This is a genomic window from Halobaculum sp. P14, from assembly GCF_051195155.1.
Lineage (GTDB): Archaea > Halobacteriota > Halobacteria > Halobacteriales > Haloferacaceae > JBNTKA01.
This window is the reverse complement of record NZ_JBNTKB010000006.1, coordinates 117551-135682: the sequence shown is the minus strand read 5'-3', so window position 1 is coordinate 135682 and position 18132 is coordinate 117551. Positions and strand designations below refer to the sequence as shown.

Below are 18132 nucleotides of genomic sequence, written 5' to 3'. Positions count from 1 at the left end.
TTTTTTGCCGCGCGGCGAGTGAGAACCGGGTAATGACTACGCACGAACCCGACATCGCGGTGGTGGGCGCGGGCACCGCCGGCTGCTACGCGGCGGCGACCGCCGCGAACGCGGGGCTCGACGTCGTCGTCGTCGAGCGGAAATCCGCGGAGGAAGCCGGGCACATCGCCTGCGGCGACGCGCTGAAGGGCGCGGACGCGTTCCCGGAGGCCATCCCGAAGTCGGAGATCGAGCCGGCGTTCACGAACACCGGGGTCACGCACGGCCGCTTCGAGATTCCGAGCGAGGACACCGTCCTCGAAATCCCGGTGCCCGGCGAACTCGCCGTCATCGACCGGTGGGAGTACGGCCGCCGCATCATCGACGGCGCCGAGCGCCGCGGCGTCGACTTCCACTACGACACCGTCGTCCAGGACGTCACGCAGACGGACGACGGCCGCGTCACCGGCATCCGCGGGAAACGTGACGGCGAGGTCGTCGAGTACGACGCCGACGTCACCATCGACGCCGCGGGCGCGCTCTCGATCCTGCAGGACAACGCCGACCTCGACGCCGCGACGTTCGACACGAACGTCTCGTACTCGCAGTTCTGCTCTGCGTACCGCGAGGTCGTCGAGGTGCCGGAGCCGGTCGAGTGGACCGACGCGCTCGTGTTCAAGCCGACGCGGACCGCCGCCGGCTACGTCTGGTACTTCCCGCGCACCGACACCGAAATCAACGCCGGGCTCGGCTTCCAGATGACCGAAGAGCCGATGAAGCTCGTCGAGGACCTCAAACAGGACCTCCGGGACCGCCCCGAGTTCGAGGGCGCCACCGTGAAGGACAAACTCGGCGCGGCGCTGCCGACGCGCCGCCCGTACGACTCGGCGGTCGCGCCGGGGTTCATGGCGGTCGGCGACGCGGCCGGCCACGTCAATCCGACGACCGGCGGCGGTATCGCCGGCGCCGCCTACGCCGGGAAGTACGCAGCCGAGCAGGCCGCCAAGGCAATCGACGCCGGCGACGCGTCCGAGGAGATGCTGTGGCGGTACAACGAGCGCGTCATGGACCACTTCGGCGCGCGCTACGCCGCCCTCGACGTCTACAACATCCTCGCCACCGCGGTCGACGTCGACGACCTGATGGGGCTGCTCGCGTCGCTCCCCGGCGAGAAGCTCGCGGAGGCGCTCTACTCCGGGACGACGTCGATGGGGCCGCGGCTCGCCGCCCGCGTCGCCCGCGACAGCTACGGCTACTGGAGCCAGATCTGGGACTTCTACAAGGCGAAGCGCGCGGCCGACGACCTGCTGAGCCACTACCAGCGCTACCCGAGCCGGCCGTCCGCGCTCGGCGCGTGGCAGGACCGCCGCGACGACCTGCTCGACCGCGTCTACGACGTCACCGGCGCCGACCCCAAGTACTGACCACGCGGCGACCGGCGGCGACGACGACTTCTCACAGTTTCCCTCCGTCTCGACGGCTGCGTCTGCAGCCTCGGCTGGACGCTGCTCCGTCGTCGCGACGAAAACGGAGAGAAACCGGGTGTGTTGCGGCGTCGACGGCTACGGCTGCTGTTCGGCGTCGACGGCGTTACGGCCGCTGTTCGGCGGCGGCGAGCACGGCGTTCGAGAGGAGGCCGACGCCGATGTCGAGCGACTCCTCGTCGACGTCGAACGTCGAGGTGTGGTGGCCGCCGGGGTGGTCGGTGCCGACGCCGACGTAGGTGGCGTAGCCGCCGTTGTTCTGCACCTCCTGCATGAGGTAGGTGGCGTCTTCGCTGCCGCCGAGCGTGTCGCGGTCGAGGACGGAGTCGACGCCGTCGACGTCGGCGGCCGCGTCGGCGACGATGTCCACGAGTTCCTGGTCGGAGGTCGCAGACGGGGCGCGGCCGAGCCGTTCGGTCGTCACGTCGACTTCGTGCATGTCGGCCGCCGACTGGAGGACGGTTTCGGCTTTCTCGTCCATGTACTCCATCAGCTCCGTGGTTTCGCCGCGGACCTCGCCCTCGACGAACGACTCCTCGGGGATGATGTTGGTGGCGGTGCCGCCGCCGACGAGGCCGGCGTTCACGCGGGTCGCGCCGTCGGCGTGCCGCGGAATCCCGTAGAGGTTCTGGATGGCCGCTGCCATCGCCTGCACCGTGTTCTTCCCCTGCTCGGGGTGGCCGCCGGCGTGGCTCGGCTCGCCTTCGAACTCGGCGAGGAAGTGCGAGACGGCGAGGAAGCCGTCGACGCCGGCGACGACCTCGCCGGTCGGGTGGTCGAGGCCGACGTGCGCCGCGAACAGGTAGTCGACGTCGTCGATGAGTTCGGAGTCGGCCATCGGCTTGCCGCCGACGATTTGCTCTTCGCCCGGCTGGAAGAACACCTTCAGCGTCCCCTCGAAGTCGGACGCGAGAATCTCGTCGACGACGCCGACGCCGAACGTCGCGTGCGCGTCGTGGCCGCAGGCGTGCATCCAGCCGTCGTGCTCCGACCGGAACGACGCGTCGACCGGGGCGTGCGTCTCCTCGTCGGCCTCCGTGATGGGGAGCGCGTCGATGTCGACGCGGACGCCGACCACCGGGCCGTCGCCGCGGCGAACCACCGCGACGGCGCCGGTGTAGCCGCCCTCGATTTCGGCGAGCACGTCCTCGCGGGCGCCCTCGTCGCGGGCGCGCTCGAACCACTCGGCGAGCTCGTCGTCGTCCGGGACGTTCATCCGCTCGGAGCCGAGGATGTCGGGGCCGTAGTGGAGTTCGTCGAGGTCGCGGGTCTCCAGTTCGTCGACGAGGCGCGCGGTCGTGTAGAACTCACACCACGCCGGCTCCGGGTGTCGGTGGAGGTCGCGGCGGAGCTGCACGAGGTCGTCGTGTTGCACTGCGAGGCTCATAGCCGGCGTTCGTCGCCACACCGGATAAAGGGAGTCCTCGCGGCGAACCGGACCGACTACCGGCGCGCGTCTCCGCGGGCCGTCCGCCGCCCGTGAACCGCCGCGGCTCGGGCGAACGCTTACCGCGGTCCCCGCCGAACTTCGGCCGTGAAACGAGATTCGACCGGTGGCTCGGAGCAGACGCCGGAGCCGGCCGCGAACCGAGGCGTGACGCGCCGGGACGCCCTGCGGCGTGGCGCGGCGCTGGGCGGCGCGGTCGTCGGGACCGCCGGGCTCGCGGGCTGCGTGTCCGCGCCGGCCGACGCGCTGCTGGCCGAAGGGTTCGAGTCCGACGTGGACTGGGAGACGGCGGCGAGCATTGGGCCGGAGGAGCCGCTGTCGGCGTTCGACTGGCGGATTCAGCGCTCCCGGTCGCAGGCGGCGACCGGCGAGTGGAGCCTCGAACTGTTCACGGAGGGCGACCACGACGACGGCACCGCGTGGGCGACGACGACGCTGACGCCGCCCGCGGACGCGTCGTCGTTCTCGGTGTCGTTGCAGGCGTGGAGCGCCTCCGAGAGCTTCAACGCCCTCCGCGACCTCGTCGTCCTGCTCGGCCCGGAGCAACCGACCGACGAGAGCAGTTTCCCGTCGCCCGGCGAGAACACGTCGTCGACGCCGGGCGCCCCGGCCGGCGGGCCCCACGAACCGCTGCACCTCGCTGACGGGTGGCGCGAGTACGGCTTCGACTGGCGGCCCGAGACGGTGCCGGAGACGCTGCACTTCGCCGTCGGCGTCTCCGTCATCTGGGAGGCCGACGCCGCCCACTACGTCGACGACGTCGAGATCGCGGCGTCGACCGACGCGTCGCGGTAGCGCTACTCCTCGTCTTTCATCCGGACCGTCAACACCGGCTGGTTCGCGGTGCGGACGACGCGCTCGGTGACGGAGCCGAGCAGGTAGCGGTCGAGCCCCTGCCGGCCGTGGGTTCCCATGACGATGAGGTCGACGTCGTGGTCGTCGGCGTAGTCGAGGATGGAGCGGTAGGCGGTGCCGGACGTCACTGTTTCGACGACCTCGACGTCGGCGTCGCGGGCGGCCTCGGCCACCTGCTGGACGGCGTCTTCGCCCTCCTCTTCGAGCGCCTCGACGACGACCTGGCTGCCGGCTTCGAGCGTCGAGTAGGCGGTGGCGTCGACGACGTACAGCGCGTGCAGCGTCGCGTCGAACCGCTCGGCGACCGTCACGGCGTGCTTCACGGCGGCGTTGGCGGCGGGGCTCCCGTCGGTCGGCACGAGAATCTCGTCGTACATCTCGACCCGACGTTTCCGTGAGAGCGGAATAAAACCGGTGGCCGTCTCCCGGTTCGCGATAGGCCGATCGGTCCCTCCCCCGCGACGCGCCCCTACGCGTCGGTTCGCTCCGCCTCCGCGGCGGCGTGGGCTTCGCGGACGGCGTCCTCGCAGGTGCGGAGCGCGTCGTACCGCTCTTCGACGTCGTCGATGCCGACGGTCTCGACGACCTCCCACGCGCCGCCCATGAACCGCAGCCCCTTCACCCACGAGTCGGTCGCGAGCAGCAGGCCGTCGGTGTCGCCGTCGTCGTCGACGGCGACCGCGAGTTCGACGCTGTCCGCCCGGTTCAGCGACGCGACCTCCGCGTCCGAGAGCGCTCGCCCCGGAAGCGACGCGACAAGTGACATGGCCGACCGAAGGCGGTCGGCGCGAAAGAGCGTGTCGACTCGCCGGGCCGGGCGTGGCGGCCCGTGGCGGCGCCCGGCGGCCCGCGGCGACGCTCGTCGCGCCCGGAACCGCCACGCGCTCGGCGCGAACCCGAAGACATACTACCGCGGCGGCGACACGGCCCGGTATGTCACGCGGCGACGAGGCGGACGCGGGCTCGACCGGCCGCTTGGGCCGCGTTGACCGCGTCGTCGTCGCCGTCGCGGTCATCGCGCTGGCGGCGCTGGCTGCGCGGCTGCTGTTCCTCGGCGCGCGGCCGTTCCACTGGGGGGAGGGCCGCGTCGGCTACTGGACGCTGCGGTTCCTCGAAACCGGGGCGTGGGAGTACCGCCCCGTCGCCGGCGGTCCGTTCCTGTACGTCGTCGGCCGGTGGTGGCTGTCGGTGGCGCCGCCGACCGACGCGGCCGCCCGCGTCCCGGTCGCGGTCGTCGGCGGCCTGCTGCCGCTTGCCGCGCTGCTGTTCCGCGGGACGCTCCGCGACGACGAGACCGTCGCGCTCGCCGGGGTGCTCGCAGCCGACCCGCTGCTGGTGTACTACTCGCGGTTCCTCCGCGGCGACGTCCCGGCGGCGGCGTTCGGCCTCGTCGCCGTCGGCGGCGTCGTCCGGTTCCGCGACACCGGGAGTCGGCCGGCGCTGTACCTCGCCGCCGCGTCGTTCGCGCTCGCGCTGTCGGCGTCCGGCTTCGCCGTCGCCTACCCGTTCGTCTGGCTCGCCGCGGCGCTGCTCGTCGTCGACGAGGCGCGCGTCCGCGGCGCGCCGCGGGAGGCGCTCAGCACCGTCGGCGCGGCCGGCGGCTGGCTGGTCGACCGCGTCACGCCGCTCGCCCGGTCGCTGTTCGTGTTCCTCGCGGTCGTCGTCGTGTTCTTCGCGCCGCGGGCCGCCGCCGGCGGCGTCGGACTGAACCGCCCCGCGACGATTCCGACCGCGGTGGTCCGCGCGCTCGTCGCGTCGCCGAAGAAGTTCGCGCAGGTCCACGTCGCGTTCCGGCTCGACCCCGGCGCGCCGGCCGGCCCGGCGTTCATCCCGGTGGTCGCGGGCTACGCGTCGACGCTCGTCCACACGGCGTGGCCGATGCTCGTCGCGGCGCTCGTCGGCTTCGCGCTCGAACGGTACCGGCGAGACACCCGGAGCGTCGTCGCGTTCGGCGGCTACGCGGCCGGCGTCGGCCTGCTCGTCTTCCCGCTGTCGTCGATGCGCGCGGAGCCGTGGACCGCCGTCCACGTGCTGCCGTGGCTCGCGCTCCCCGCCGCCGTCGGCGTCGCACGGCTCGCCCGCGGCGTCCGCGGCTACGTCGCCCGCGGCCTCACCGGCGCCGACACGTCCGTGAACCCGGCGCGGGTCGTCGCGGCGCTACTCGTCGTCTCGGCCGTCGGCGCCGGCGTCGGCACCGCGGTCGCCGGCGCGTACGCGCCCGCACAGCCCGGCTCGCCGTTCGCGCAGTTCGCACAGCCGAGCGACGACCTCGACCCGATGCTCGACGCCGCCGAGCCGGTCATCGCGGCGAACGTCGACGGCGCGGACGTCGCGTACGTCGGCGACCGATTCGACACCGAGCGGGAGTACGCGCAGCCGCCGATTCCGACCCGCGACCAGAAGGCGTGGGGCGCGCGGCTCCCGCTGCAGTGGTACTTCGAGCGCGCCGACGCCGACGTCACCAGCGTCCCGTCCGTGACGTTCATCCCCGGGGACGCGCCGCCGGTCGTCGTCACGACCCCGGAGCGCCGCGTCGCGGTCCACGAGGCGCTCCCCGAGTACCGGCAGTTCGACCTCCACCTCGGCCTCTGGGACCGCAAAGTCGTCGTGTTCGTCGCGCCGCAGTAGCCGGGTCGCCGTCGCCGACGGGCCGTTCTCGGTCGGCCGCCGACAGCATCGCCGCCGGCCGTTTCGGCCGGCCGTTCGGTGCCGTCACCGGGACGGTGAAGTACCGCGAGGCCGGAGCGCCGTCCGTGAACGTCGAACTCGCGATGCGGGCCGCGCTGGTGCTGGCCGCGCTGGTCGCCACGGCCGTCGGCGTCTGGCTCGACCGCAGCAGCCGCCGGCACCGCGATCGCGACCGCGCCGCCCGCGGGCCGGCCGCCGCCCGCGCCGCGCCGCGACGACGGTTCCTGCTCGGCGTCCCGTGGGGGTCGCTGACGACGGTCGCCGTCGTCGTCGCGGTGTACCTGTTCGTGCAGGGCGGACTGGCGCACTGGTACAACCCGGTCGTCATCCCGTTCCGGGCGTGGTCGTACTTCGCGCCCCTCGGCATCCTCACCGCCGGAGTCACCCACGCCGGCCCCGGCCACCTGCTCGGGAACGTGTTCGCGACGCTCGTGTTCGCGCCGCTCGCCGAGTACGTCTGGGGGCACTTCCCGGACCGGCGCGGCGCCGAGGCGTTCGGCAGCCTCCGAACGAATCCGTACGTCCGGGCGTTCGTGCTGTTCCCGGCGGCCGCGCTCGCCGTCGCGGTGCTCACCGCGGCGTTCGCCGTCGGCCCGGTCATCGGCTTCTCCGCCGTCGTGTTCGCGTTCGCCGGCGCCGGGCTGCTCTACCGGCCGTTCACGGCGGTCGTCGCGCTGTCGGCGTCCAACGTCGTCGACGTCGCGTACTCCGCGCTGCAGAACCCGGTGACGGTCGCGTCGGGCCGCGCGGCGTACATCACGCCGTGGTGGTCGAACATCGCGATACAGGGGCACGCGCTCGGCCTGCTGACCGGCGTGCTGCTCGCCGGCTGGCTCGCGGCCCGCCGCGGCGACGACCTCCCGCGGCCGCGCCGGCTCCTGGTCGGCACCGTCGTCTTCGCCGTCTCCCAGTCGCTGTGGGCGGTCTACTGGTTCCGCGGCGGCGAGACGTACGTGCTGTACCGCGCGGTCGGCCTGACGCTCGTCGTGGGGCTCGCGGTGCTTGTCGCGGCGTTCGCCGCCGGCCGGGACGCCGACCCGGTCGAGACGCTCCGCGCCGCGGCCGCGTCGCCGACGCCGCGCCGCGTCGCCGTCGCGCTCATGCTGGTGTCGACGGCGGCGCTCGCCGGCCCGGCGATTCCGGTGAACCTCTACGCCGTCGACGACGAGCCGCTCCCCGGCGACCCGGTCGAGGTCCGCGGCTACCAGGTGACGTACGCCGAGAACGTCGAGGACGGCATGGTGTCGGTCGTCGACGTCAGCGCGTTCGGCGAGACGACCACCGTCAACACCTCCGGCGTCATCGTCCGCAACCCCGACCGCGCCGTCTGGACCACCGCCGTCACGAAGGGGAGACTCGCGTTCGCCGGGGAGGCGACCGTGGTCGTCGGCGGCCTCGGCTGGCGCGAGACCGTGACGGCGACGCGGCGCGGCTGGACGCCCGTCGGCAACGCGACCGTCTACCGGGTCCGGGTCCGCCACGGCTCCGTCGGCCGCGTCGCGTACGTGTCGCCGAACGCGACCGCGGAGCCCAGAATCGGCGGCCGGACGGTGACGGTCGCCGCGAACCGCTCCGGGTTCAGCCTCGTCGTCGCCGGCGGCGCCGACGGCGTCGACACCGCGGTCGCGCCGATTCCCGAGCAGAACGAGACGGTGACGGCGGGCGGCCTCCGGTTCGTCCGCGACGGCCGCGCCGTCTTCGCGGTCACCGCCGACAACGAGACCCGGGTCAGAGTCGCGAACCGGGAGACGTACCGCGGGAACTGAGCGGCGCCGGCGTCCGTCTCAGCGCCCGTGGCCGCGTCACTGCCACTCGATTCTGAACACGTCGGCGTCGATGTCGCGTCGCTCGCTCGTCTGGTGGTCGAACTGCCTGTCGAGGGTGAGCGTCGCGCGGAATGCGTCGGTGACGTCGCCGCCCTCGTCGTCGACGAACGACTCGACGAACGACTGGCTGCCGGCGTTGTGGACGGAGTAGGAGACGTCGGCGAGTTCGGCGGCCGTCGCGAGGAACGCCCGGTCGGCGTGTTCGTTCCCGGACTGCGCGCCGAACGGCGGATTCATGAGCACCGTGACGGGGCCGTCGAAGCGGTCGCGGGCGAGCGGCGGCCGGGTCGCGTCGCCGTTCACCCAGTGAATCGGGGTGCGCGCCCCGACGCGCCGCTCGTTCTGCGCGGCGACGTCGAGCGCGCCGCGGTCGAGTTCGACGCCGACGACGCGGCCGGCGCCCCGCAGCGCCGCGCCGAGCGCGAACATCCCGGTGCCGGCACCGAGGTCGACGACGGTCCGGTCGGCGACGTCGCCGCGGAGGTCCGCGAGGTGGACGACGTGCGCCGCAACGTCGGCCGGCGTCGGGTACTGTTCGAGCTCCGCCGTCGGATCCTCGAACCCGGCGACGACGGCGAGCTTTCCTTCGAGTGCCTGTCGGCTCACGGCGCTGTCACGTCAGGGGTCGACGGGTCCCTGCACCGTGAGGCTGACGCCTTCCCGTTCGGCTCGCTCGGCGAGGGCGGCCAGCGCCGGCTCGGCCTTCGCTGGGTTGGCGACCTCGTCCGCGACGACCGTCACCTCGCCGGCGCCGAGGAACGACGCGGCCCGGACCAGTCCGCGGAGCCGGTCGGCCTCCTGCTGGGTGTCCAGCGAGCAGTCCTCCTCGAAACACGCGGTCACCCGCAGCCCGGCCGGGTGGTAGCCCTCCGCGGCGAGGTCGGCTTTCAGGTCGCGGAGGTGTTCGGGCGCCGTCGACTCCAGCGCCGCGGCGTCCAGCGTCACGGCCTCCACGTCGGCCGGCTCGCTCGCCGCCACGGCCCGCTCCACGCTCGTCGTCGCGCTCGTACTCATGGTTACCTCCGAATATAGTGTGGTAATACAAAAGAGTTGGTAAATGCGCCATAGTAATTCCCCGTCGCGGTGGGGCGGTGAGTTGTTCGGGAGTAGCGGGCCGGTCGCGGCCGGCGAGCCGAGCGGAGCGGCGGGCAGAACGAGCCGTCGCGGCGACCGATTGCCGCCGGAGACGGGGGACATGGCTGTCGGTTCGACCGGACCCGGGTATCGCCGGAAAATCCGTGATGCGGCGGAGGAGTCCGACGGATTCGACGACCCGAACGACCCCAAGGTTTACATACAATCGGGGTCACAAAACTTATTAATGGAAGGTCCGAGCCGACAGCGACAGCGGGAGGCAGGCGAGTCGGAGAAACAGTCGGACGAGCAGGTGACGTGTCCGGAGTGTGGGTCGGACGAGGTCGTCATGGACGCGGACCAGGGGGAGTTAGTGTGTGACGACTGCGGGCTGGTTCTGGACGAGCGACAGATCGACCGCGGCCCGGAGTGGCGCGCGTTCAACCACTCCGAGCGCCAGTCGAAGTCCCGCGTCGGCGCCCCGGTCACGGAGACGATGCACGACAAGGGGCTGACGACCACCATCGACTGGAAGGACAAAGACGCCTACGGCCGGTCGCTCTCCTCGGAGAAGCGCAGCCAGATGCACCGGCTGCGGAAGTGGCAAGAGCGCATCCGGACGAAGGACGCCGGCGAGCGGAACCTCCAGTTCGCGCTCTCGGAAATCGACCGGATGGCGTCCGCGCTCGGCGTCCCGCGGTCGGTCCGGGAGGTCGCCTCCGTCATCTACCGACGCGCGCTCAAGGAGGACCTGATTCGCGGCCGCTCCATCGAGGGCGTCGCCACCGCGGCGCTGTACGCCGCCTGCCGCCAAGAGGGAATCCCGCGCAGCCTCGACGAAGTCGCCGAGGTCTCCCGCGTCGAACAGAAGGAGATCGGCCGGACGTACCGCTACATCTCCCAGGAACTCGGCCTCGAACTCAAGCCGGTCGACCCGAAGCAGTTCGTCCCCCGGTTCGCCTCCGCGCTCGGCCTCAGCGAGGAGACGCAGGCGAAAGCGACCGAAATCATCGACGTCTCCGCCGAACAGGGCCTGCTCTCCGGGAAGTCCCCAACCGGCTTCGCCGCCGCCGCCATCTACGCCGCGTCGCTGCTGTGCAACGAGAAGAAGACGCAGCGGGAAGTCGCCGACGTCGCGCAGGTCACCGAAGTCACCATCCGCAACCGGTATCAAGAGCAGATCGAAGCGATGGGCTTCCGCTGACCCGGCTCAGGAACCGCCCACCTCGACCGCCACCGAACCGCGCCGTAGTTTCTCTCCGCGTCCGTCGGCTCGCTCGAATCCGTCCGTGTCGTCCGTTCTCCCGGTCCGTCCGCGCCGCTCGCCGGTCAGTCGTCGCGCTCCAGTTCGTCCAGAATCGGCCGGACCTTCGGCTGGAGTTCGTCCCACTCGTCGGCCGGGTCGCTGTCGGCGACGATGCCGTTCCCGGCGAACAGCGTCGCGGACGTGTCGCCCGCGAGGCCCGAGCGGATGCCGACCGCGAACTCGCCGTCGCCGTCGGCGTCGAACCAGCCGACCGGGGCGGCGTACCAGCCGCGGTCGAACGTCTCGGTCGCCCGAATCGTGGCGAGCGCCTCCTCGAGCGGGAGGCCGCCGACCGCCGGCGTCGGGTGAAGCGCCTCCACCAGCGTCAGGACGTGCGTGTCCTCGTGCAGCGTCGCCTCGATGGGCGTCCGGAGGTGCTGGATGTTCGAGAGCTTCCGGAGCCCCTGCTCCCCCTCCGTCACGTCCCCGTACGTCGAGAGCTGCTCGCAGATGGTTTCGGCGACGACGCGCTGTTCGTGCTGTATCTTCTCGCTGTCCAGCAGCGACCGGGCGTGTTCGGCGTCCGCCTCCGGCGTCTCGCCGCGCGGCATCGACCCGGCGAGCGCCTCCGTCCGGACGGTGCGGCCGTCCCGCTCGACCAGTTGCTCCGGCGGCGCGCCGAAGAAGCCGGCGGCGCCGGTCGGCTGCACGAGGAACCGGTAGCAGTCGGGGTACGTCCGGCGGAGCCGTTCGAGCGCGTCCGGGATGTCGACCGGCGTCTCCAGGTCGACGTCCAGCGCCGTCGCGAGCACCACCTTCCGGAGTTCGCCGGCGCGGATGCGGTCGACGACGCGGGCGACCTGGTCGGTCCAGTCCGCCCGCGACGTCCGCCACGTCGTCGACGCGACACCCGGCTTCCCGCCGCTCGGCCGCATCATCGGCAGGTCCGCGAGCGACTCCCGCGCCGCAGTCAGCGCCGCGTCGGCGTCCGCGGCGTCGACGTCGTCGCCGTAGCGGTTCACGGTCAGCCACGTCGCGTCGTCGCTCCGCGTCAACTGCACCGCCGGCAGCACGAACGACGACGCCGGGAACCCCGCCCAGCCGTCGCGACGCTGTCGTTCGCCGTCTCGGCGCTGCTGCTCGTCGGCGTCGGCGCGGTGGTCGCCGCGGAACGCGAGGCCACCGAGGACGCGGGGCCGGGTCGCGGCGGGGCCGTCGTGGTCGACGTCGTCGAACAGCGTCGCGGCGGCGTCGCGGAGCGCGTCGAACCGGTCGGGGCCGTCGCAGACGAGCCGCGCTGCGGCGCCGGCGCCGACGAGTTCGAGGCCGGCCGGTGAGGCCCAGTGGACCCGCGGTGTCCCCTGCGCGGAGAGGAACGCGCGGTACGAGACGTCTGACACCTCACAGCTCCGGCTGTGGAGCGACGCGTCGGGGTCCGGTCGCGTCGCCCGCGGCTCGCCCTCCGACTGACTCATTGGTCGACGTTCGCCGAGCACTCCCTTGACGGCTCTGGTTCCGGTCGTCCGCTCAGCTGTACCGCTCTTCGTTCCACGGGTTCGCGGAGTCGGAGTAGCCGCGCTTCTCCCAGTAGCCGCGCTCGTGGTCGGTGAGGAACTCGACGCCCGTCACCCACTTCGCGCCCTTGTAGGCGTACTTGTGCGGCGTGACGACGCGCAGCGGGCCGCCGTGGTCCGCCGGCAGCGGGTCGCCGTCGTACTCGTAGACGAACATCACCTCCTCGCGCATGCACGTCTCCAGCGGCAGATTCGTCGTGTAGCCGTCGAGTGCGTGGAACATGACGTGTTCGGCGTCGTCGTCGACGCCGACCTGCGCGGCGAGCTCCGGGAACGTGACGCCGGTGAACTCGCAGTCGAACTTCGACCAGCCGGTGACGCAGTGGAAGTCCTGCCGCTGGGTCGTCGACGGCAGCTCCGTGAACGCCTCGTAGCCGACCGAGAACGGCTCGTCGACGGCGCCCCACGCCTCGAACTCCCACGTCTCCGGGTCCCAGCTCGGCGTCCCGGACTTCGACAGCACCGGGAACCGGTCGGTCCGGCGCTGCCCCGGCGGGAGCCGCTCCCCGCCGAACTCCTCGTGGAGGTCGGTGACGTCCGTAACCATGCTCGAACGTCGGTGCCGCGCTCACCAAAGGCTATCGACTTCGGCGACCACCCGGAAATTAGGCGATTAGCGAAGAACTGTTCCGGTGGCTGAAACCCGATACCAGGAACCGTGAATAATGGTTGTGCGCGGGCGAAACCACCCCCGAAGCCTTTTTATACGAACCCCTGGAAGCCTCCGGTAATGCCGAAAGTCGAAGTCACCATCCCGGAGCACCTCGAGATGCAGATCGCACAGCTCGTCGAGCAGGGGGAGTTCGTCAACCGCGAGGAGGCCATCGAGGACCTCATCTCCACCGGAATCAAGGCGTACAAGACCAGCGGCCCGCAGGAGGAGGAGACGGAGCCCGGGTTCGAAGAGGACGGCATGATGGGCCACGAAGACGAGTACGTCTTCTGACTCGGCGACCGGCTGTGCGGTCAGGTCCCCGCCGATTCCGGGGTCTCGGCGCCTCCCCCGCGGGTGCGCCGTGGTACGCCCTCCCCAACAACGCTTAAATCACGGAATTACTTACGCACGACCATGCACAAGGACGAGCTCCTCGAACTGCACGAGCAGATGGTGCTGATCATGGAGTACTTCAGCGAACGCGAGGACGTCGACGAAGCGCTGTTCGAACCGTACCACGGACTCAGCGTCGACCCCTCGCACGTCCACAAGTCCAAGAGCGAACACAAACACGCCGTGTTCGTCCTCGGGAACGCGCTCGCCGCCGCGATGTCCGAAGACGAGTTCTCCGACGCCGGCCGCGTCGGCAAGCGCATGGCCGAACTCGCCGACGACGCCGAATCCCGCATCTGAGATGGCCGTCACCGTGGAGCCGGCCGAAGACCTCGACGTCGTCCACCGCGTCACCCGCGCACACCGGCTCGCGACGCTGCTCGACGAGTCGGTGCGGCTCCCCGTCGTGAACTACCGCGTCGGCGTCGACGCAATCGCCGGGCTCGTCCCGGTCGTCGGCGACCTGCTCGCCGCCGCCGCCTCGCTGTTCATCGTCTTCGAGGCGTACCGGCTCGGCGCCCGCCGCACGACGCTCGCACGGATGCTGCTCAACGTCGGCGTCGACGCCGCGGTCGGCTCCGTCCCGGTCGTCGGCGACCTGTTCGACGCCGCCTGGAAGGCGAACGTCAGGAACGCCGACCTGCTCGAACGAGACGTCCTTGGCCGCTGACCGACGACGCCGCTCGACGGTCCCGCTGCCGGTTTTGCTCTCCCTCTGACCCGGTTCGTCAGTCCCAGAAGCTCTGCGTCCGGGCGTACTGGCGCTCCTGCTGGAGAATGTCGCGGTAGAAGTCGTCCTCGTCCTCGCGGAGTTTCCCGATGATGCGGGCGGCGTTGTGCGGGCCGACGCCGCGGGCCGCGAGCGCGATGACGGCCTGCTTGCCGTGCGCCTGCACGAGGTTCGACGCGCGGAACGCCTTCTCGGTGAGTTTCCGCTGCTCGTCGTCTTTCTCCTCGGCGCGAACCGCCTTCACGGCGTCGTCGTCCCACGGATTCAGCGCCGCGATTCGGGTGGACTCACACTCGGGGCACTCGGGCTGGTCGCGGACCCGCCGGACCTTCGTGGTGTGCCGCCAGTCGCGGCAGTGCATGCACAGCAGAATCACCCGGTCGTCCATGATGCGGTCGCGGATGGTCTCGATGACCGACGCGTCGGCGTTCTCCGGGACGAGGAACTCCCTGCCGGAGGAGTTCCCGCCGGTGCCGATCGGGGTGCGTTCGCGGGCCGCGACGACGTCGACGTCGCCGGACTGGACGTCCGCGAGCAGCGCCGCCGTCTCCTCGACGGCGAGTTCGGTGTGGAACACCTCGCGGACCGCCTCGTCGAACACCGGCGTGTCCTCAAGCGCCGCCAGCAGCCGGTCCCCGCCGAACCGCTTGTTGCCCTGGTAGCGCTTCAGCGCGCCGAACTTCGCGGCGACGTGCGTCAGCGTGAACTTCAGCGTGTCCGACCGCTTCAGCGCGAGTTCGAGCAGCGCCTCGACGTGCGCCGGATCCGTCTCCTCGAGCACCTCGATGACGGTGCCCGGGTCGACTGACCCCGGCACCTCCAGTTCGACGCGGTACGGGTCCGCCTCCATCCCGACCGACGACCCGGTTCGCTGGCCGATGAGCGCGGACAGCAGGCGGCCGAGCGTCCGGTTCACCTTGTGGCCGTACGCGGCGTTCACGGCGACGGTGCGTCCCTGCCCTTCGACGACGATGCGGCGGTCCGTCGGCATCGGCGCGTCCGCCTCCACCTGCCGGGACACCTGTTCGAGGCCCGCTGCGGCGGTCCGTTCGTCAGCCGGGTACCGGCCCGCGAACTCGCGGGCCACCGACTGCTCGTCGCCGCCGCCGGCGAACTGCGGTTCGGCGACGCGACGCATCTCTCCGACCTCGGCGGCGACGTCGCGCGGCACCGGAATCTCCTGGCCGGTCCACGACGGCACCTCGCCGGCCGGGTCGGCGATGGGCGCGACGTTCACCTCGCTCTCGTCGTCGTCGATGTCGTTGATGCGCCACATCTCGCCGCGCTGGATGAACACTTCGCCGGGCGCCGCGAAGTTCACGACGAACCGCTCGTCGAGCGTCCCGATCTGCCGCCGCGAGGAGATGTCGTAGACGTCGTACGTCTCCTCGTCCGGAATCATCGAGAGGTTCCGGTAGAAGTAGCGCCACGTCCCGCCGGAGGACTCGATGACGTCGCGCTCCTCGTCGAGCCACAGCAGCCGGTTCCCGGCGAGTTCGCGGACGACGTCGCGGAACGCCGGTTCGGTCAGGTCGGCGAACGGGTAGGCGTCCGTCACGAGTTCGTACGCCTCGCGGGCGCCGACTTCGCCGTCGTCCATCAGCAGTCCGACGACCTGGTTCGCGACGACGTCGAGGCTGCCGTGGTGGATGCCGGACTCCTCGACGTCGCCAGCGGCGGCGCGGCGCGCGATGGCGAGCGCCTCCAGCGTGTCGTCCGGGTTGCTGGTGACGATGGTGCCGTGGGAGGTGCGGCCGCGTCGGTGCCCGGCGCGCCCCACGCGCTGGAGGAGGCGTGCGACCTCGCGCGGCGAGTTGTACTGGACGACGTGGTCGACGCGGCCGACGTCGATGCCGAGCTCCATCGACGAGGTACAGATGAGGCCGTCGACGTCGCCGGCTTTGAACGCCTCCTCGACCTCGATGCGGGCCTCCTTCGACAGCGACCCGTGGTGGACGCCGACCGGTTCGTCGAGCGCCTTGAACCGCGACCCGAGCGCCTCCGCGGTCTGCCGCGTGTTCACGAACACCAGCGTGGACTCGTGCTCGCGGACGATGTCGCGGATGACTCTGACGTGGCCCGCGATTTCGGGGTCGGTCGCGAGTTCGCCGGCGAGCCGGTCGTCCTCGTCGGTGACGTCGGGCGAGACGACGTCGAACTCGACGTCGCTGCCGGCGTCCACCTCGACGATTTCACAGCGCCGGTCGCCGGTGAGGAACTTCCCGACCTCGTCGGGGTCGCCGACGGTCGCCGACAGGCCGATGCGCTGGTAGCCGCCGGCGAGCCGCCGGAGCCGCTCCATCGCGATTGTCAACTGCGCGCCGCGCTTCGACGCGGCGAGTTCGTGGACCTCGTCGACGACGACGTGCCTGACGTCCGCCAGCGCCGCGCGCAGTTTCTCGCCGGTCAGCATCGCCTGCAGCGTCTCGGGCGTCGTCACCAGCACGTCGGGCGGGTCGTCTGCCTGCTTGCTGCGCTGGTAGTCCGTGGTGTCGCCGTGACGGACCTGCACGTCGAGGTCGAGGGTGTCGCCCCACCAGTCGAGCCGCTCGCGCATGTCGCGGTTCAGCGCCCGCAGCGGCGTCACGTACAGCGCGCCGATACCGTCGGGCGGGTCGTCGGCGAGCGCGTCCAGCACCGGCAGCATCGCCGTCTCCGTCTTCCCGGTTCCGGTCGGGGCGATGACGAGGGCGTTCTCGCCGGCGGCCAGCGGCGGGATGGCGCGGCGCTGCGGCTCCGTGGGCGTCGTGAAGCCGCGTTCGGAGAGCGCCGACCGGACCGCGCCGCCGAGCGACGCGAACGCGTCCATCCCGTCCGGCGTCGCCGATTCACTCATTACCCGTGCTAGCGACGCGACGGCCATAAGGCCCGCGCTCCCGCCGATTCACGCGGTCGTCGCCCCGGAGCGCGTACTCTCGGCGGAGCGTGTTACTCTCGACTGACGGCGATGTTCTGCACGGGGCCGCCGCAGTCGCGACACGCGCCGGGGTTGCTGCTCGCCGCGTGTCGGGCGCCGCACGACACACACTCGAACAGCCCCTCCGAGGCCGAGTACGGATCGATGTTCACAGTTGGCATGTTGGGGGTTAGCACTATCCTGATGATAAACTCTTCTCCGACAATACTTCTACAATCACGGTATCCTTATACTAGTTATATTTAGGAAGTGCTGTTCTATCGGAGAAGATTGGCATACCGTAAATTTCAGTCTGGGGGTCGCGTCGTTCTTCGGGCTCGCGTCGACGGAGTCGCTCCCGCGTCGGCCGGAGTTCGTTGTTGGCTAACTGTCGGTTTGAGTGACCAGCCAGCCGTTTCGCGTTTCTGCGCCGGGGGGCGTGACGAGAATCGTCGTCGACGCGTCGACCAGTTCGGTCTCCCCGTAGGCGCGGAGTTCGTCGAGACGCGCGACGGTCCGGCGCCACCCCCGGTCCGTCGGCTGGGCCAGTCCGACCGGGGCGTCGCCGTCGCGGTTCGCCTCCAGAACGGCGCACGCCCGCTCGAACACCGGTCGCCGCGCCGGCCACCGCGGCTCGGTGAGCACGACGCCGAACCCGGCGTCCGTGACGGCGCGGAGGCGCGTCTCGACCGCTTCGGGTGAGGACTGGCGGCCGGAGAGCGCGACGGTCGCGACGGCGTCGCCGAGCGGAGCGCCGAATCGCGCGGCCGCGGAGTCCGCCGCCGAAACGCCGGGCACCACCTCGACGGTCGGCGGTTCGTCCTCCTCGCTTCGGCCGCCGTCACCGCCCACGGCGTCGAACACGCGAGCGACCGCCGCGTTGACCGCGCTTCCCTGCGCCGGAATCAGCGCGACGCGGCGCCCTGCGGCCGCCCGGTCGACCGCCGCCCGAGCCGCCTCGGCGGGGCTGTCGGAGTCGGTCGCGTACTCCTCGTCGACGCGGTCCCGGATTTCAACCGGGACGTCGTCGAGCCGCCCGCGGTCGCCGACGATGACGTCGGCGTCCAGCAGCGCCTCCTGCGCTCGGACCGTCATGTCGGCGTGGCTTCCCGGGCCGATGTCGACGACCGTCAGGTCGCCGCTCGTGCCGTCCGGCCGGGCCGCCGCGGCGTTTTCGCGTTCGACGCGTCGGTCACGGTCTGCGGTCACAGGCTCTCCTCCACCGAGGACCGACCGGCGTCGTCGACTCCGCGCCGCCTCCGTCGACGGACCCGGTCGTCGCCGC

18 protein-coding genes are annotated in these 18132 nt (G+C 71.5%); 8 read left to right on the top strand and 10 right to left on the bottom strand.

From position 1 onward, the window contains the following. Positions 1 to 32 precede the first annotated feature (32 nt). Positions 33 to 1403: a geranylgeranyl reductase family protein gene (locus ACQUS7_RS12365; RefSeq protein WP_435147397.1), complete on the top strand. Its 1371-nt coding sequence runs from the start codon at positions 33 to 35 to the stop codon at positions 1401 to 1403. 166 nt (positions 1404 to 1569) lie between these two features. Here ACQUS7_RS12365 and ACQUS7_RS12360 read toward each other — a convergent pair whose 3' ends face one another. Continuing rightward, entirely contained in the window at positions 1570 to 2850 is a 1281-nt protein-coding gene (locus ACQUS7_RS12360) for an amidohydrolase (protein ID WP_435147395.1), read from the bottom strand. Positions 2851 to 2997: 147 nt separating this feature from the next. Here ACQUS7_RS12360 and ACQUS7_RS12355 point away from each other — a divergent pair, with 147 nt between their 5' ends. After that, a complete protein-coding gene (locus ACQUS7_RS12355; RefSeq protein ID WP_435147393.1) occupies positions 2998 to 3705 on the top strand; it encodes a hypothetical protein in 708 nt (235 codons plus the stop codon). A 2-nt stretch (positions 3706 to 3707) separates the two neighbouring features. Here the strand turns inward: ACQUS7_RS12355 and ACQUS7_RS12350 are convergent, their stop codons facing one another. Both ACQUS7_RS12350 and ACQUS7_RS12345 read right to left on the bottom strand, forming a co-directional pair. Continuing rightward, positions 3708 to 4142 (bottom strand): universal stress protein, encoded by a 435-nt coding sequence (locus ACQUS7_RS12350; RefSeq protein ID WP_435125004.1) that lies wholly within the window; start codon positions 4140 to 4142, stop codon positions 3708 to 3710. A gap of 92 nt (positions 4143 to 4234) precedes the next feature. Further along, positions 4235 to 4531 carry a hypothetical protein gene (locus ACQUS7_RS12345; RefSeq protein WP_435125006.1) on the bottom strand — a complete coding sequence of 99 codons (297 nt, stop codon included), beginning with the start codon at positions 4529 to 4531 and terminating at the stop codon, positions 4235 to 4237. 167 nt (positions 4532 to 4698) lie between these two features. On the opposite strand from ACQUS7_RS12345, the gene ACQUS7_RS12340 reads away from it, so the two are divergent. Together ACQUS7_RS12340 and ACQUS7_RS12335 are read left to right on the top strand one after the other, a co-directional pair. After that, a complete protein-coding gene (locus tag ACQUS7_RS12340; protein ID WP_435147390.1) occupies positions 4699 to 6393 on the top strand; it encodes a flippase activity-associated protein Agl23 in 1695 nt (564 codons plus the stop codon). A gap of 125 nt (positions 6394 to 6518) precedes the next feature. Next, positions 6519 to 8219: a rhomboid family intramembrane serine protease gene (locus tag ACQUS7_RS12335; RefSeq protein ID WP_435147388.1), complete on the top strand. Its 1701-nt coding sequence runs from the start codon at positions 6519 to 6521 to the stop codon at positions 8217 to 8219. 36 nt (positions 8220 to 8255) lie between these two features. Here ACQUS7_RS12335 and ACQUS7_RS12330 read toward each other — a convergent pair whose 3' ends face one another. Next, positions 8256 to 8885, bottom strand: a complete 630-nt coding sequence (locus tag ACQUS7_RS12330) for an METTL5 family protein (protein ID WP_435147386.1) — start codon at positions 8883 to 8885, stop codon at positions 8256 to 8258. A 12-nt stretch (positions 8886 to 8897) separates the two neighbouring features. Continuing rightward, positions 8898 to 9293, bottom strand: coding sequence for a hypothetical protein (locus ACQUS7_RS12325; RefSeq protein WP_435125013.1), 396 nt, complete (start codon positions 9291 to 9293; stop codon positions 8898 to 8900). Between the two features lie 307 nt (positions 9294 to 9600). Between ACQUS7_RS12325 and ACQUS7_RS12320 the strand changes: the two genes are divergently transcribed. Beyond that, positions 9601 to 10557 carry a transcription initiation factor IIB gene (locus ACQUS7_RS12320; protein WP_435147384.1) on the top strand — a complete coding sequence of 319 codons (957 nt, stop codon included), beginning with the start codon at positions 9601 to 9603 and terminating at the stop codon, positions 10555 to 10557. Positions 10558 to 10682: 125 nt separating this feature from the next. On the opposite strand, the gene ACQUS7_RS12315 is transcribed toward ACQUS7_RS12320, so the two are convergent. Then, a complete protein-coding gene (locus ACQUS7_RS12315; RefSeq protein WP_435147382.1) occupies positions 10683 to 12074 on the bottom strand; it encodes an isochorismate synthase in 1392 nt (463 codons plus the stop codon). Positions 12075 to 12126: 52 nt separating this feature from the next. Then, entirely contained in the window at positions 12127 to 12720 is a 594-nt protein-coding gene (locus tag ACQUS7_RS12310) for a sulfite oxidase-like oxidoreductase (RefSeq protein WP_435125022.1), read from the bottom strand. Between the two features lie 183 nt (positions 12721 to 12903). On the opposite strand from ACQUS7_RS12310, the gene ACQUS7_RS12305 reads away from it, so the two are divergent. The 3 genes from ACQUS7_RS12305 to ACQUS7_RS12295 all read left to right on the top strand — a co-directional run bounded on the left by ACQUS7_RS12305 (position 12904) and on the right by ACQUS7_RS12295 (position 13891). After that, positions 12904 to 13119: a ribbon-helix-helix domain-containing protein gene (locus tag ACQUS7_RS12305; protein WP_435125025.1), complete on the top strand. Its 216-nt coding sequence runs from the start codon at positions 12904 to 12906 to the stop codon at positions 13117 to 13119. A 123-nt stretch (positions 13120 to 13242) separates the two neighbouring features. Further along, complete coding sequence (locus ACQUS7_RS12300; RefSeq protein WP_435125027.1) at positions 13243 to 13521, top strand: UPF0058 family protein; 279 nt, start codon at positions 13243 to 13245, stop codon at positions 13519 to 13521. A gap of 1 nt (position 13522) precedes the next feature. Continuing rightward, positions 13523 to 13891 carry a DUF4112 domain-containing protein gene (locus tag ACQUS7_RS12295; protein ID WP_435147379.1) on the top strand — a complete coding sequence of 123 codons (369 nt, stop codon included), beginning with the start codon at positions 13523 to 13525 and terminating at the stop codon, positions 13889 to 13891. 58 nt (positions 13892 to 13949) lie between these two features. On the opposite strand, the gene ACQUS7_RS12290 is transcribed toward ACQUS7_RS12295, so the two are convergent. From ACQUS7_RS12290 to ACQUS7_RS12280, 3 genes are all read right to left on the bottom strand, one after another. Continuing rightward, positions 13950 to 16787 carry a DEAD/DEAH box helicase gene (locus ACQUS7_RS12290; protein ID WP_435147377.1) on the bottom strand — a complete coding sequence of 946 codons (2838 nt, stop codon included), beginning with the start codon at positions 16785 to 16787 and terminating at the stop codon, positions 13950 to 13952. A 92-nt stretch (positions 16788 to 16879) separates the two neighbouring features. Then, positions 16880 to 17029 (bottom strand): rubrerythrin-like domain-containing protein, encoded by a 150-nt coding sequence (locus tag ACQUS7_RS12285; RefSeq protein ID WP_435125035.1) that lies wholly within the window; start codon positions 17027 to 17029, stop codon positions 16880 to 16882. Positions 17030 to 17231: 202 nt separating this feature from the next. After that, entirely contained in the window at positions 17232 to 18056 is an 825-nt protein-coding gene (locus ACQUS7_RS12280) for an SAM-dependent methyltransferase (RefSeq protein WP_435147374.1), read from the bottom strand. Positions 18057 to 18132: the final 76 nt, after the last annotated feature.